This window comes from Streptomyces sp. NPDC002994, from assembly GCF_040611155.1.
Lineage (GTDB): Bacteria > Actinomycetota > Actinomycetes > Streptomycetales > Streptomycetaceae > Streptomyces.
In genome coordinates this window covers 142,315-155,956 of the sequence record NZ_JBEXNQ010000004.1, presented here as the reverse complement: position 1 = coordinate 155,956, position 13,642 = coordinate 142,315, and the positions used below count along the sequence as shown (strand labels likewise).

At 66.6% G+C, this 13,642-nt stretch carries 14 protein-coding genes; 2 read left to right on the top strand and 12 right to left on the bottom strand.

Annotation, left to right across the window (positions count from 1 at the left end):
• Window positions 1–590 precede the first annotated feature (590 nt).
• On the top strand, window positions 591–1,058 hold the full coding sequence (locus ABZX79_RS06280; protein ID WP_355252437.1) for a MarR family transcriptional regulator: 468 nt from the start codon (window positions 591–593) through the stop codon (window positions 1,056–1,058).
• Window positions 1,059–1,063: 5 nt separating this feature from the next.
• Here the strand turns inward: ABZX79_RS06280 and ABZX79_RS06275 are convergent, their stop codons facing one another.
• From ABZX79_RS06275 to ABZX79_RS06235, 9 genes are all read right to left on the bottom strand, one after another.
• The gene (locus ABZX79_RS06275) at window positions 1,064–2,284 is read right to left on the bottom strand and encodes a PP2C family protein-serine/threonine phosphatase (RefSeq protein ID WP_355252434.1); all 1,221 of its coding nucleotides are present in this window, start codon (window positions 2,282–2,284) and stop codon (window positions 1,064–1,066) included.
• A gap of 381 nt (window positions 2,285–2,665) precedes the next feature.
• Window positions 2,666–3,166: a MarR family transcriptional regulator gene (locus tag ABZX79_RS06270; RefSeq protein WP_355252431.1), complete on the bottom strand. Its 501-nt coding sequence runs from the start codon at window positions 3,164–3,166 to the stop codon at window positions 2,666–2,668.
• A gap of 107 nt (window positions 3,167–3,273) precedes the next feature.
• Window positions 3,274–4,557: a PP2C family protein-serine/threonine phosphatase gene (locus tag ABZX79_RS06265; protein ID WP_355252428.1), complete on the bottom strand. Its 1,284-nt coding sequence runs from the start codon at window positions 4,555–4,557 to the stop codon at window positions 3,274–3,276.
• Window positions 4,557–5,567 (bottom strand): SpoIIE family protein phosphatase, encoded by a 1,011-nt coding sequence (locus tag ABZX79_RS06260; protein ID WP_355252425.1) that lies wholly within the window; start codon window positions 5,565–5,567, stop codon window positions 4,557–4,559. The genes ABZX79_RS06265 and ABZX79_RS06260 overlap by 1 nt, the downstream gene beginning before the upstream one ends.
• Window positions 5,564–5,968 carry an ATP-binding protein gene (locus ABZX79_RS06255; RefSeq protein WP_355252928.1) on the bottom strand — a complete coding sequence of 135 codons (405 nt, stop codon included), beginning with the start codon at window positions 5,966–5,968 and terminating at the stop codon, window positions 5,564–5,566. The genes ABZX79_RS06260 and ABZX79_RS06255 overlap by 4 nt, the downstream gene beginning before the upstream one ends.
• A gap of 55 nt (window positions 5,969–6,023) precedes the next feature.
• Window positions 6,024–6,434, bottom strand: coding sequence for an STAS domain-containing protein (locus ABZX79_RS06250; RefSeq protein WP_355252422.1), 411 nt, complete (start codon window positions 6,432–6,434; stop codon window positions 6,024–6,026).
• Window positions 6,431–7,321: an STAS domain-containing protein gene (locus tag ABZX79_RS06245; protein ID WP_355252419.1), complete on the bottom strand. Its 891-nt coding sequence runs from the start codon at window positions 7,319–7,321 to the stop codon at window positions 6,431–6,433. Before ABZX79_RS06245 ends, ABZX79_RS06250 begins: the two co-directional genes overlap by 4 nt.
• A gap of 279 nt (window positions 7,322–7,600) precedes the next feature.
• A complete protein-coding gene (locus tag ABZX79_RS06240; RefSeq protein ID WP_355252416.1) occupies window positions 7,601–8,785 on the bottom strand; it encodes a PP2C family protein-serine/threonine phosphatase in 1,185 nt (394 codons plus the stop codon).
• Between the two features lie 338 nt (window positions 8,786–9,123).
• Window positions 9,124–9,528, bottom strand: a complete 405-nt coding sequence (locus tag ABZX79_RS06235; RefSeq protein ID WP_355252413.1) for a DUF4190 domain-containing protein — start codon at window positions 9,526–9,528, stop codon at window positions 9,124–9,126.
• Window positions 9,529–10,273: 745 nt separating this feature from the next.
• Here ABZX79_RS06235 and ABZX79_RS06230 point away from each other — a divergent pair.
• A complete protein-coding gene (locus ABZX79_RS06230; protein WP_355252410.1) occupies window positions 10,274–10,702 on the top strand; it encodes an ATP-binding protein in 429 nt (142 codons plus the stop codon).
• Between the two features lie 254 nt (window positions 10,703–10,956).
• Here ABZX79_RS06230 and ABZX79_RS06225 read toward each other — a convergent pair whose 3' ends face one another.
• The 3 genes from ABZX79_RS06225 to ABZX79_RS06215 form a co-directional block, all read right to left on the bottom strand.
• On the bottom strand, window positions 10,957–11,769 hold the full coding sequence (locus ABZX79_RS06225; protein WP_355252407.1) for a PaaX family transcriptional regulator C-terminal domain-containing protein: 813 nt from the start codon (window positions 11,767–11,769) through the stop codon (window positions 10,957–10,959).
• A gap of 48 nt (window positions 11,770–11,817) precedes the next feature.
• Window positions 11,818–12,558, bottom strand: coding sequence for an Asp/Glu racemase (locus ABZX79_RS06220; protein ID WP_355252925.1), 741 nt, complete (start codon window positions 12,556–12,558; stop codon window positions 11,818–11,820).
• A 113-nt stretch (window positions 12,559–12,671) separates the two neighbouring features.
• Window positions 12,672–13,577 (bottom strand): fumarylacetoacetate hydrolase family protein, encoded by a 906-nt coding sequence (locus ABZX79_RS06215; RefSeq protein ID WP_355252404.1) that lies wholly within the window; start codon window positions 13,575–13,577, stop codon window positions 12,672–12,674.
• Between the last annotated feature and the right edge of the window lie 65 nt (window positions 13,578–13,642).

Here is a 13,642-nt window from a genome sequence, read left to right as displayed (position 1 = left end):
TAGACGCTGCCCGCGCAGATGTGGAGATGGAAGCAGTCGGTGCTGTGCGCAAGGGCGCGCCGATCGAAGCCGTATGTGACGCCTGTGAGCTCACACCCCACGACCTCCTACGCCTGGAGAAGACGGCAGGCGAACTTCCTCGGTAGCAAGGGCCGTTTGTAGCGACCGCATCACAAGGAAACGGTCACCGCCGCTCTCCGTACTCTGCGCGCCCATACGCGGGGGGAGTGATCGCTGCCGGCGGCACAGGAAAACCCTGATCGCCGCCCGCACCACCGCCCGTGTTACTTCCCGCGGCCAGGTCCTGGTCCCGGTCTACCGACCGGGGACCTGGTCGTGGGCACGCGAACTGACATGGCCGGGCTGGAACAAGACGTGGCACGCCGGCCGCACTAGTGTAGTCAGGGCTGCAACTGGTGTGTGTCGAGGCAGGGAACTCAGACACCGGGCCGGACATGTGCCGTCCGGCCTGCCACCGGCTGCCACATCTCCGCAAGCGACGACGCCTGAGCAGGGATATTTTCGGCAGAGCGGGCAGACGACCCGTATTAGATTCCACCGATACGTGTGTTCATGGGAGTGACGGCCGTATGGACCGCGCGGGACCATCAAACGATCCCCTGCACGATTTTGCCGTCCAGGTGGCTGAGGCTGCTGAAGCTTTGGTGGACGTCTGGGGGCAGGCCTCTCACTCCGCATCTCCTCGGCTGTCGGCGCTCCAGTTGGAAGCGCTGCTGATCGCTCGCCGAAGTCCGGGCATCAACCTGACGGGGTTGGCCGACGAAGTCGGTGCGGCTCCGCCCGCTGTCAGCAGGCTGTGTGATCGGCTCGAAGCAGCGGGCCTGTTGCGCCGTGAACCGGCGAAAACCAGTCGACGGGAAATCGGGCTGGTGCTGACACTGGCGGGAAATGGGTTGATCGATTCCCTGTTCGCACGCCGCTACGCACTGTTCGGCGAGATCCTCAACCGCGTGTCGCCGGCTGAACGCGAGCATCTCCTCGCCGGTTTGCTGGCCTTTTCGAAGGCGGCTCGGGCCGCCGACTCCGACCGGGACTAATCGGCTCAGTCGGCGGGGGCAGCGGCGGCTGACACGGGAGTATTGGGCCTTCCGCGCCAGTCCAGGCAGACTACGGCGGCATCGTTGGGCAGATCGTGGCTGCCGTGGTACTGCACCAACGCGTCGACGACGGCGCGTGCTGTTTCGTGCGTCGATGAGCCGCGAGTGGCAGCAATGGTCTCCCGCAGGGCGCGTTCACCAAAGACACTCCCGTCGCGTGACTGAGCCTTGTGTACGCCGCTACTCACGATGACCAACCGGTCTCCAGGCTTCACGTTCAGCGACTGTTCGCGATACTCCGTTTCTTCGAACATGCCCAGCGGCATCTGGGTTTCCAGTTCGATGCGCTCGACGGTGTCCTGCCGCTGGCAGAACAGTTGCGGTGAGCCGGCGTCGACCGCCTGAACGTGCCCGGTGGTCAAGTCGAAGCGCAGCAGGAGGGTGGCCGAATAGAGCGCTCCACCGTATTCACCGTAGATGGCCTGGTCAGCAAGGCATGCTTGGTCGGACAACGAGATTCCGGCTCGGCGCGCGTTGCGCAGTGCGCTGACGGTGAGGTTTGTCAGGAGCGCGGCCTGGATTCCTGTCCCCCTGCCGTCGGAGACTGTGATGGTGAGGTGGTCGTCGGTCGTGGTCCAGTCGAAGTTGTCGCCGCCGATTGCGTAGGCCGGCTCGAGGTGAGCACCAAGGGTGTACTCATTCTGAGTGAGCCCTCGGCCGGGCAGGAGCTGCCACTGCATTTCCGCTGCCAGCGTGAGGCGCTTGCGTCTACGCCCTTGCAGGTAGAGGTCGGTGTCTCGTTCGGCGACGAGCAGTTCATGTCCGATGGCTGTGGCGAAGGCCGCGAGCTCCAGTACGCCGGGCGTGCCTCTGGCCGGCTCCGGAAGATGCACTGACAGGACGCCCAAACGGTCTCCTCGCACGGTGATGGGGAGGTGCACGGTGACCATGCCGGGTTCTCCTGCCACCTCCACGACGGCGGCCTGGGCGGAAAAGGCGCGGCCGGCCGGATGCTCGCCGCGAACGGGCACCGCCTCGCCTGTGTGGGGCAGGCGCGTCACTGGTTGGAGCACGGTGAGGCCGTAGTCCGCCAGTAGCAAGGTCACCCAGCGGGCGTCCAGGTAGGTGGCGAGCAGCGAGCGTGCGGTGAACAGAAGGCCGGTGGGGGGCGCCGCCCTCAATGCGTCTTCGGCTGCACCGAGCCAGCTTCGGGACTGGTCAGTCATGATCGCTTCCCTCATCGTCCGCACGTTCGACACGGACAGCGATGGCTCGCCGATCACCACGCCGGGCCATACGCATGTTCCATCCTGCCTCTGCGTGGGCTGCACGGCCGTGGGCTGCACGGCCATCATTGGCCGACAGTTCCGCCCCTTGGCGGCAAGCGCAAGAGCTGCTTGCCGGCACGGATCATTTGCCGCGCGGCAACGATACCAATGCGATCGCAGCGACGCCTGGGCCCCGCAAGGGACGTCCGTACCTTCATCGAGGCCCCTGGACTAAAACAGTTGCCCTGTGTCAATATTGTCCTGAGGGCAATTATTTTGTGGCCGCAATGTCCGGTTCACCCTGTGCGACAGGAGGCCACAGCGATCGAAGGCAGGGGATTAGGCGATGTCCGCGGGGCGCTGTCCGTTAGCCGCTTCGGCGGGAAGGCCGACACGCGCAGCGGCAGCTTGGAAGGCTTCCAGCCCTTCGGCGAGGGCGGCCAATTTCGCCGGACTCATTTCTTGCAGCACCGTTTCGACCTCGCGTGCCCGAAACGCCCGGAACTCGTCGAGGAGAGCACGTCCCCGCCGGCTCAGGCGCACCTCGATCTCTCGGCGGCTGATCGCGCTGGGGTACCGCTCGACGAGCCCCGCTGCTTCCAGGCGGTCACACAAACGGCTCACGGACGACGGTCGCGATCCGAGCGCCTCACCCAAAGCCCGGAGGTTGACACCGTCCTGCCCCTCGAGCACCGTCAGGGCCCGCAGTTGGGAAGATGACACCGGCCCGGAGGGTGCGGCTTCCTGACCGCGGCCCCACAGCATCTGCAGGAGTTCCGACACCGCGCATGCGGCGTGAGCCACCTCTTCATGGTCGACGGAGTGCAGATTGCGGGGCATCGCACCACTCTCTCATTCGAGAGAGTGTTTTGTCAGCCGCCCCCTCCACATCCAGTGCCCCCACCCGCGGGGTGTGGGACGGATCACGGCGAGGTAATGGACCTCTATTACCCCTCGCGACTGGTGATGCGGATGGCCAGGGCCAGGGTGTCGTCGGCGTGGAGGACGACTGCGTGCATGTCGGCCGCGATGGAACTGGGGATTTCGGCCAGCGGTCTTGCCGCGTGGCGGCGCGACGCCTCGATGAGTCGGATCTCGCCCTCGCACGGGTCTCGGCGGCTTTCGGTGAGTCCGTCGGTGTAGAGGATGAGCAGGTCGCCCGGCTCGATACCGGCGTGCAGGACCTTCTCGCTGCCGGGCAGTGGAAAGCCGATGCCTCTCCCCCGGGCTTCCAGGTAGTGCGCGGTGCCGTCGGACCGGAGCACAAGCGCGGGTGGGTGGCTGCCGTTGGCCAGTTGGAGCTGTCCGGTGGCCGGGTCCAGCCGGGCCAGGAGCACGGTGGCCATCAGTTCGGGGTCCAGCGGCATGAGGATCTCGTGGGTGCTCGCGAGGATGGACTGCAGTGGATGGCCTTCGAGGGCCAGGGTCCGTACGGCGTGCGTCACGTTGAGGGCGTTACGGGTGCTTCGCACTCCATGTCCGAGTGCGTCGACGACAGTGATGTGAAGCGTACCGTCGGGGAGGCGGAACCAGTCGTAGAGGTCCCCGCCAGTGGGAGCGTTGGGGTCGGCGGGTTCGTAGTGGACAGCGAGCTCGAGGCCGTCAAGGCTGAGCGGCTGTGGGCGCAGGGCGTCTTCGAGTTCCTGAAGGATCTGACCGTGTGCCCTGCGTAGCTGTTCGTCGCGTTCTTCAAGTTGTACGTACAGGGCGAGGACGCCGGCGTTGGTCTCGGCGAGCTCGTGCTTGAGGCGGCGATGCTCGGCGACGAGCCCGTCGGTCTGTGCAAAAGCTGCTCGGAGTTCTTCCTCGATGGCCTGCGTCTCCGTCCCTGCTGGTCTGCCCGGCCACGGTTCGTATCGGGTACTGCCGTCAGCCGGGAGCCGGCTGGAAAAGGAGCGGTCTTCCTGTGTTGCGGAGACGGGGATCCGCCACGTGAGCGAGTCCGGGGACGATTGCGTGGCGGGCAGGGGCAGATCTGTCGTGGCGGCGAGCGTGCCCCGTCCCTTCGCGAACCGCAGTGTGACTGCCAGGACGTGGGAGTCCGCGTCCGTACCCGCTTCGTGGGCGGTGTGCAGGGTGACGGGCCGGCCGGCCTGGAATTCGCTGTCCGTCAGGTCGGCCACAGACAGCACAAGGCGGCCTCTGACTTCGGCAGGCAGCTGGTAGGCATGTGCGAGACGGCGCACGGTCCGGCGCAGTGGCGGCAGAGCGTGAAAGAGACGGTCGGTCATCAGTATTCCTGGTGGGCCCTGACGGCCAGAACGGTGGCGTCGTCGCGGCTGAAGCGGTGGCCGTGGGCGACTGCCGCGGCGAGCAGAGGTGGTGGCAGGCGGAGCACGAAGGGGGAGGGTGCGTGCGCCCATTGGGCGTTTATACCGTCGCTGTGGAGTACGGCGGTTGTTCCGGGCGCCAGGGGGATGGTGTGTATCTGGGGGACGGGCATCTTCCAGCCGACGATGCCGGGCTGGCCGGTCAGCCGGTGATCGACGCCGCGAGGCGAGAAGCCCAGAGCGCGGACATTGCCGATCCCGCAGTGCTGCGCCTGTTGGGCGTGCAGGCGCAGCAGGCCGACCGCTGCGCCTCGGGTGTGGCGCAGCGCCCGGTGCAGTGTGGTGAGGATTTGGGGCAGTGGTTGGTCTGCTGCGCTGTGGAAGGAGCGCAGGGCGATCTGGGCGGCTTCGGCGGCATGAGGTCCGTGCCCGAGCCCGTCGATGACGATCGCGGTGCGGACGTTGTCGTTTTCGACGATGGCGCCCGCGTCCCCGCATTCCTGTTCGCCTCCAGCGGGCAGGCAAAGGAACCCGGCGCCCTGGCACACCGGTTGGGGCTGGTCGGGCAGGGCCAGGCGGGCGCAGACCAGAGTGCCGACACCGACCTGCGTACGGATGGTGAAGTCGGTCGCTATCCGGCTGACCGCGCCCAGGCCGGCCCCCAGGGTGCCGGTCGTGGTGTAGCCGTCGGCGAGGCAGCGTTGCAGTTCCGGCATGCCCGGGCCGCGGTCGGCCGCGAGGATCTCCAGACCGGCCCCCAGCGGCAGTGGCTGTATGTAGAGGGCCCCGTCTTTGGCGTGTTTGTCGAGGTTGCTGGCCAGTTCGGAGGCGAGGACCGCGGCCTGGTCGGGCATCGCCCCGGGGAGGTGGCGCTGTTCGGCGAACGAGCGGGCGGTCTGGGCGGCCAGCTGTACGGCGCTGTAGTGATCGATGCGTACGAAGGCGGTCGCCGGCATCGCTGAACGCGTCACCGGTTCACCCACCGCGTGGCGATCACAGTCGTTCCGGCGCCCGGCCCGGTGCGTACGTCGAACTCGTCCATGAGACGACGGGCACCGCCCAGGCCGTGGCCGAGACCCGCCCCGGTGGTGAAGCCGTCGACGAGCGCGGCGTCGACATCGGGGATGCCGGGGCCTTCGTCACTTATGGTCAGCCGCAGTCCTTTTCCACCGTGGCGACGCGGGTAGTCGATGGTGAGCACCCCTCCCCCGCCGTGGATGTAGGCGTTGCGCGCCAGCTCACTGGCCGCGGTCACCACACGGGTCTGATCGACGATGCCGAAGCCGACGGCGAGTGTGGCTGCGCGCACCGCATGGCGGACGGTCAGCAGGTCCTCCTCGGTGGCCAGTACCACGCGCGTGGTGGACTCCATCGGAGCGGTGCCGGCCGGGGGCCGGTTTTCGCGGGGAGCAGCGGCGGTTGTTGTCTTAGCGAGTTGTGTCACGTCGGGCCCCTTCCGGGGGCTGCGGACTTTGATGCCAGCCCAAGGCGGCCATGCCCTGCTCTGCGTTCAGGGCGGTTTCCACACCAATAAGTTCAATGCCCAGTTCGACCAGAGTGATCGCTACGGGGGGTCGCATTCCGGCCACAATCACGCGTGCTCCCAGGAGTCTGGCCATGGTGGTGAGTTCCATCAGGGTGCGTGCCACAAAGGAGTCGACGATCTCGAGGCGGGAGATGTCGATCAGGACCCCGCGTACCCTGTCGGCCGAGATGCGCTCGGTGAGTTCGTCGGTGAAGGCCAGGGCGGCCTTGTCGTCGAGTTCGTTGAGCAGCCCGGTGATCAGGACGTCACCCAGACGGAGGATGGGCACACCGGTGGAAGCACGTCCTCTCATCGCGGCGCCGGCCCGTCGGAAGGCCCGTTGGAGGTGGGCAGGGAGCCGACGGTGAGCTTGATGGCTTCGGACAGGGCGTCGGAGAGGGTGGCCCGGGTCATGATGGTGGACAGGTCGATGCCCAGCTGGGCGATGGTCTGCGCGATCGGCGGCCGGATGCCGCTGATGATGCAGTCCGCCCCCATCAGACGCACGGCGTTGACGGTCTGCATGAGGTGCTGCGCCACAGCGGTGTCCACGGTCGGTACGCCGGTGATGTCGATGATGGCGACTGTTGCTTCTTGGTCCTGGATGGCCTGGAGCAGGTTTTCCATCACCACCTGCGTGCGGGCGGTGTCGAGAGTGCCGATGAGCGGTACGCCGAGAACCTGTTTCCAGAGGCGGACGACGGGAGTCGAGAGCTCCAGCAGCTGCCTGCTCTGCCTGCGGATGATCTCCTCGCGGCCTTCGACGTAGGTGTCGAAGGACAGTGCCCCGGCGGCGTCCAGGAGCCGGTTGATCAGCAACGCCGCGGAGAACAGCTCTCCGCCGTCCTGGGTGCTCTCCTGCACGGCCTCCAGCAGCGCCTCCTTGAGCGCGAGGACTGCCAGCGCCGTGGCGGTCGGGGATTCGCCGCTCCTGGCTCTGCGCAACGAGAGTTCGGTGACAGCGCGGTTCAGGTCGGCGTGGGAGTTCACGATCCGGTCAACCGGCAGAGCGCTGTCGAGACCGGCAGCCAAGGCAGCGACCAGAGCGTCGGCCTCCTCGCGCAGTTCACTCTCACGAGCATCCGCACTCACAGCGGCGTGCCGCACCTGCAGCTGCACCCACCGGTCGGCGATCTCATCGACGCGTCCCTGCATGACGCCGGCGACACGCTTTCGGGCCACCGCCTCATTGCTGCTCACTCAAACTCCCCTTCGCGACCCCGCAAGCAACGCCCGGCCCCGCGGCCGGCCGGGGTGTTCCCGCTCCGTTCGATTGTTGCCGTATGGCAAATATAAGCACGTGACACACGACCAAGGGAAGCCGGAACCGCGCCGGAGAGATGAGCCGCGGCACCGGCGCGTGCCGCAGACGCGGCGAAACGCCGTCAGACAGAGGCCTTCGAGGCGACGCGCCACTTGCTTGCGTGCGCCGTCACCCCGAGGTGCAGGGAGACGCCTCATCATTGCCGAGGCTCACTCCTAAGCCGCGGCGGTGCGCCCGAACCAGTCCAGGCACACGACCAGAGCGTCGTCATCGGCGTCGGCATCACGGTATGACGCCAGTTCCTGCAAGAGCGCGCGCGGAACAGCGGCGGCCGGCAGGAGGCTGACAGACTGGATGGCACGTGCCAGCGCACGCTCCCCGTAGGCCTCGCCGACGCCAGAGACCGCGGCGTAGACACCATCGCTGACGAAGATCAAGCGGTCGCCGGGCAGCGCCTGGAATTCCTGGGCCGTGTAGAGGGTCTCCTCGAACATGCCCAAGGGGAGCTGGGCCTCGAAGTCGACGTGCTCCACGACTTTGTCCCGCTGACGCCACAGCTGAGGCGAGCCGGCGTCAACTACTTGCCCGCGTCCGGTGGCCAGTTCGAACGACAACAGCAGGGTCGAGACGTACTGCGCGCCGCGGTACTGGGCATAGATGGCCTGGTCGGCCAGGGCCGCTTGATCAACGATGTCAATGCCCGCCCTGCGAGCGTTACGCAGAGCGTTGACGGCCAAGTTGGTCAGCAGCGACGCCTGGATTCCCTCGCCCATTCCGTTGGTGATGCTCAGAGTGAGGGTCTCAGCCGTAGTGGACCAGTCGAAGTTGTCACCGTGGATGTCGTAGGCGGGTTCCAGCTGGGCCCCGATGGCATACTCCGGGCGCGTGCAGGCCCGAGCAGGCAGCAACTGCCACTGCATCTCCGCCGCCAAGGTGAGCCGACTGGCGCGGCGGGCCTGAAGGAACAGATCCGTATCGCGCTCGGCAACGACGATTTCGTGCCCGAGGAGCTCAGCGAGTTCAGTCAGTTCCTCAACAGTCTCGGGGGTGCATCTCCGTTTGGGCAGGCGTACGGTCAAGATCCCGAGCCTGTCCCCGCGGACGGTCACGGGCAGATGCAGATCCACGGAACCGTCATGAGCCACGTATTGCCCGAACGGCTCCTGACTGCCGAAAGCGCGGCCCTCCGGGCTGGCATGGACGGGCAACGGCCTCGCGGTGTGCGGCAGGGCAGTCACCGGCTGCAGGACGGTGAGACTGTAGTCGGCCATCAGCAGATCGACCTCGGTGGCCTCGTAGAACTCGACCAGTGCGGCGCGCACCGTGTCAAAGATCGCATGAGGTGCGGCAGTGCGCACAGCACGCTCCACGGCCAGGAAGTTCGTCACGGTGAAGGCCATTTCGTCGAGAAAGCGGTAAGAGGGGAGCGGCAGCCTATCGAGGCGTAGAGAAGAGCTTGCGCCGCGCCCGCCAACACTGACTGCATCTGAACGCGCCGAAGCTCCCACCAACCGCAGGCGCCGGGCCAAACTATTGCCACACAGCAAATATCCACTCTACCGTGACACCGACGCGTCGTGCGCACGTCCTCGATACGTGGTCTTCCTTTTGAGCGGCTGCCCCCACCCGGTGTAGAAGCGGAACACTTCTACACCGTGCGCGGCACGATCGCGCAGCGCTGGAGGGAAGGACACGCCGCCGCTTGCTGAACGAGGCCGGGCCCCCGCCGTCTCCTGGCCTAATCGACTTCCTTGTTGAAGTCCTTCGCGCACAGGTCCCGTTCACTCTGCGTCTTGGCGTGCTTGACGCAGTCGTCGAAGTTCTTGAACTCATCGGAGTTGAGAATCGACGCGCCGATCGCGATGATCACAACGGATGCGATCAGCCCCAGCGCTCCAAGCACCGCGCCGATGATCGATATCTTGCCGTGCGGTGCCCGGCTCCCGTGTGCCTTGCGTGCGCCGATAACGCCGAAGATCACTGCCAGCAGGCCCAGTACGATGCCGCCGAAGACGGTCCAGAAGAGGAGGATCGCCGCGATGCCGAGAACAAGCGCGGCGATCGCCAGTCCGTTGCTGCGCTTCACACCCTTGTCAGGGTGGGTCTGCGCGTAGTCGTCCGGCGTCCGGGGGTGGTGGGACATGCAATCACACTCATCTCTATTTCCGTTCCAACGAGTTGTCGTACGTGCCCTTGTGCCCCTGCGTCGGCGACGAATGCATCCGTTGTTCCCGGCGCGAGCTGTTCGCTGTTGAGCCCGGCATCCGCCCGTGAGAGGCACAGGGTTGGCTCGCCGGCGTCCGCGTCGTACTGAACATGTGAAGGGACCCTGGTGCCGCATGGCACCAGGGTCCGGGGAATGAACACCATCTACCGGCTACTTCTGTGCCGGATTCGTGTTTCCGCATCTCCGCCATGGGGATGGACGGGAACGCGGGGATCGCGGATGCGTGACCGGGGACCACCTACCTTCCGGGGCCTTCGGTACCCGAGCGGACTCTTCCTCGCCCGGGCGATCCTGATGGCGTCTACCTCCTTCTTTCCTTGCGATCAATCTGTCGTACTGCGGAACTGCTCACGGCCCCTGTGGGCCGTCCGGCCCGGCAGCCAACCTCAGGACCCTGGCGCATCCGGCCCTGAGGTTCCGCTGCCGTGCCACAACTCACTTGAACCTGCGTACGCGGCAGTTCATCCCTGCCGCGCCTCACTTGCTGTCCTGGCTACGAGCGAAACCCTACCCGACCAAACGGCAATGTCTACTACCGCCACGGCAGATTTTCTTCAGTTGGAGAAGTCGGGATTCCGCCGCCCGCGTGTGGAAGCTGATCGAGCGGGCACGCTACTCGTTCTGCAAAGCGGTACAACCGATCCAGGTGGGGTGTACGTGCATGAACGACACAAAGATCACCAACGCGGTTGCCTCACATCGAACGATGGGTGACAGCACGGCTGACATCCATCGCGCCCGCGAGATCGCCCGCGCATTCACCAACAGCCTAAGCCCGGCACTGGGAGCGGACGTGGCGGACACCCTCGTGCTGGTGGTGTCCGAACTCGTCACCAACGCCCTGCGCCACGGCGGCGGCCGCTACACCCTCGAACTGTCCGCCGGCCCCGACGCGGTGAGCGCCGCAGTCAGCGACCCCAATCCCGCGCCCCCGCGCGAGGTCACCCCCGACCTCAACGGCGGCAGCGGGGGCTTCGGCTGGCACATGGTCCGCCGCCTGACCGACGGCGTGACCATCACACTCGGCCCTGGCCCCGGCAAGACAATCAACGCCCTCATCGCCCGACCCCCTGGCCAATCAGCGGATTAGCCCGAGGGTTGCGGACCAACGGGCGTAGTCGACCACCTCGTCCGCCCCGAGCCCCCGCAGGAACGCGTGCTTCGAAGCGCGGGCTGCGGCTGCCTGGACGTGGTCGATCCGGGCAGGCTTGCGTACGAAGTGCCGGGCGGGCCCGGTGACGAAGGTGAAATCCCGCCCGACCCGCGCCCGTGCCCCGCGTCGGTGTGGCGCAGCGCTCAGCGCGCAGCACGAGATCGCGCACCGGATTTACTACGGTGCGCGATCTACAGGGCGGTCACTTTCCGTACGTGATCCAGGCTGGGAGAGGCAAGCACGTCGTGCAGCTGTTGGAACACCTGACGCGCGGCGACAGCGTTCCAGTCCTGCGGGAGCAGTTCTGCCGGCAGGCCGGGGTCGAGGTAAGGGAGTCTGCGCCATTGGGTCAGCATGGGTACGTAGTGACGGAACGCCTCGCCGCTGTCTACGTCACCTTTCGTGCCCAGGCGTTCAGCGACCGGGCCGTAGGTGTCGGTGAACGACGCGTACTGCGCCTGGATGGCAGGGAAGTCCCACCAGGAAGCGACCGATGTGCGCAGGTCGCTGAAAGCGGCGTAATCCGAGGTGAAGAGGTGCACGTAGTCACTCAGGCCAAGCCGCGTGAGCGTGCTGCGGGCATCCTTCAGGAGGCGGCCGGGTGCCAGCCAGACACCGGGGGCGAGGTTGCCGAACCCCAGCCAGGTCAGGCGGGTGCGCAGTTGGTAACGGTGCGCTCGTTCGGACTCGGGTACGGAGAACACCGCCATGACCCAGCCGTCTCTCAACTCAGCCGGCTCGAGGCTGCCGAAAATGCGTCGGTCACCCTCGTCGAAAACGGTGTGCATGGCCGGGCTGAGCCGGTAGCCGGTAGCGGACCGGCGTTCCGGTTCCAGTACGCCGCGCTTCTTCAGCCTGGAGATCGCTGAGCGTACGGCTTGGCTGTCCACGTCCAGCTCGGCGAGCAGCACGATGAGGTCGGCGATCGAGATCCACCCGCCGAGCCGGCGGAGGAACGCTCCGTAGACCGTGTTGATCAGAGAGCTTGGCCTGGAGCTTTCCACATGATCGCCTTCCGTCGTGTGCGGTGGCGATCCTACCGTCACCCGACGTCACGCCATGGGAGCGGTCCGCTGCGGGAGGGGAGCCTCGGCGTAGGCGCCCGCGAGAAGGTGGCCGGCTCCCGGGGCGATCGCGGGGAGGTCGAGCGCACGCATCATCTGATGGGCCGTGCAGACCGCGGCGGACACCACCGGCTTGCCCAGAAGCTGTTCCGCCTCCTCGATGGCCCCCAGCGAGGGCATCTGCACGCATGCGGAGAGGACGACGGCGTCGGCGTCCGCGTAGTCCAGTGCGCGGGCGAGGCCCGGCAGCTTGGAGGGGTCGTGGGCGGCGACGTCGAGATTGTTGGGGATTTCGAGCGCCTCGTAGTCGAGGACTTCGATGCCTTCGTGAGTGAGGTAGTTCACGACGGTCTTGGTGAGGGGCCGCAGGTAGGGCGCGAGCAGGGCGATCTTCTTGGCACCGAGAGTGTGCAGTCCGTGGACGAGGGCGCCGGCGCTGGTGACGACCGGCGCCGGAGCTCCGTTTTCCGCGGTGCGGGTGTGGAGGCGCTCCTCGGACGTGCGGTGGTAGCCCAGGCCCATGCTCATGATGGCCACCAGGCACGCGTAGCCGAGAACATCCACGTGAGCGTCGGAGAGTTCGACGGCGCACCGGTCCGAGTCCGCGTCCATGGACTTGAGCTGCTCGGGCGTGACATGGGTCATGCGCATCCGGCTGGAGTGAAACGTGAAGCGTTCCGGCGCAATGGTTTCTCTTGCGCGCAGGATGGCGGGCACTTCGGTTTCCATCGTGACGTTGGAACTCGGCACGATCTGGCCGATCCGGTAGGTGCGGGGGGACACAGGGGCGCTCCTGTCGCTCAGTGGTTTGTGTGAGGGTGAGTGCGGGTGGTGCTTGTGTGTCAGCGCGCGTCGGTGACGGGGTTGGTCAGGGTGCCTATGCCCTCGACGGTGGCCTCGACGGTGTCTCCGGGAGTGAGGAACTCAGGGGGGACCATGCCGGCGCCGACGCCCGAAGGGGATCCGGTGGCGATGATGTCCCCGGGCTCAAGGGTGACGCCGGAGGTGATGTCGGCGATGAGTCGGGCGATGGGGAAGAGCATGTGGCGGGTGTTCGACTTCTGCTTGGTGACACCGTTGACGCGCAGTTCGAGGTCGAGTTCCATCGGGTCGGGTATGTCATCGGCGGTGACCACGGCCGGTCCGAGGGGTGCGAAGGAGTCCTGTCCCTTGGAGAAGAACCACTGGCCGGAGCGGCGCTGGTCGCGGGCGCTGATGTCGTTGATGATGCTGTAGCCGAAGATGTAGTCGAAGGCGTCGTCCTCGCTGACGCCGAAGGCAGTCCGGCCGATGACGACAGCCAGTTCGCATTCCCAGTCGAGCTGGTTCGTCAGGTTGGCGTTGTGGCGGATCGGCTGTCCAGGACCGGTGACGGCGGTTGCGGGCTTGCTGAAGAGCACCGGACGCGGCGGCAGTTCCTTGTCGGTGTCCAGGCTGCGGCTGGACTCCTCGACGTGTTCGACGTAGTTCAGCCCAACGCCGATGATCTTCCCTGGGCGCAGCGGAGCGCTCAGCGTGACGTCGTCGATCGCGTGGACGGCATCGGACGGCCATTCAGCCGGGTCTCCGGCCATCAGGCGCTGCGCGGTCTCGCGGGCGATGTCGCCGGCCTGGACGAAGGACAGCAGGTCCAGCGGGAGTTGCTCGCCGTGACAGGCCGCCAGCGTGGCCAGGTCGATGACACGGTCGTCGACCTGTGCGCCCAGGCGGGCGGAGGCTTCGTTGTGGGTGTAGGTGACCAGGCGCATGGGGGCTCCTTGCGGGATACGCGATCAGCGAGAGGTACGGGCTGGAGGATGGGGCGGTGGTGAAG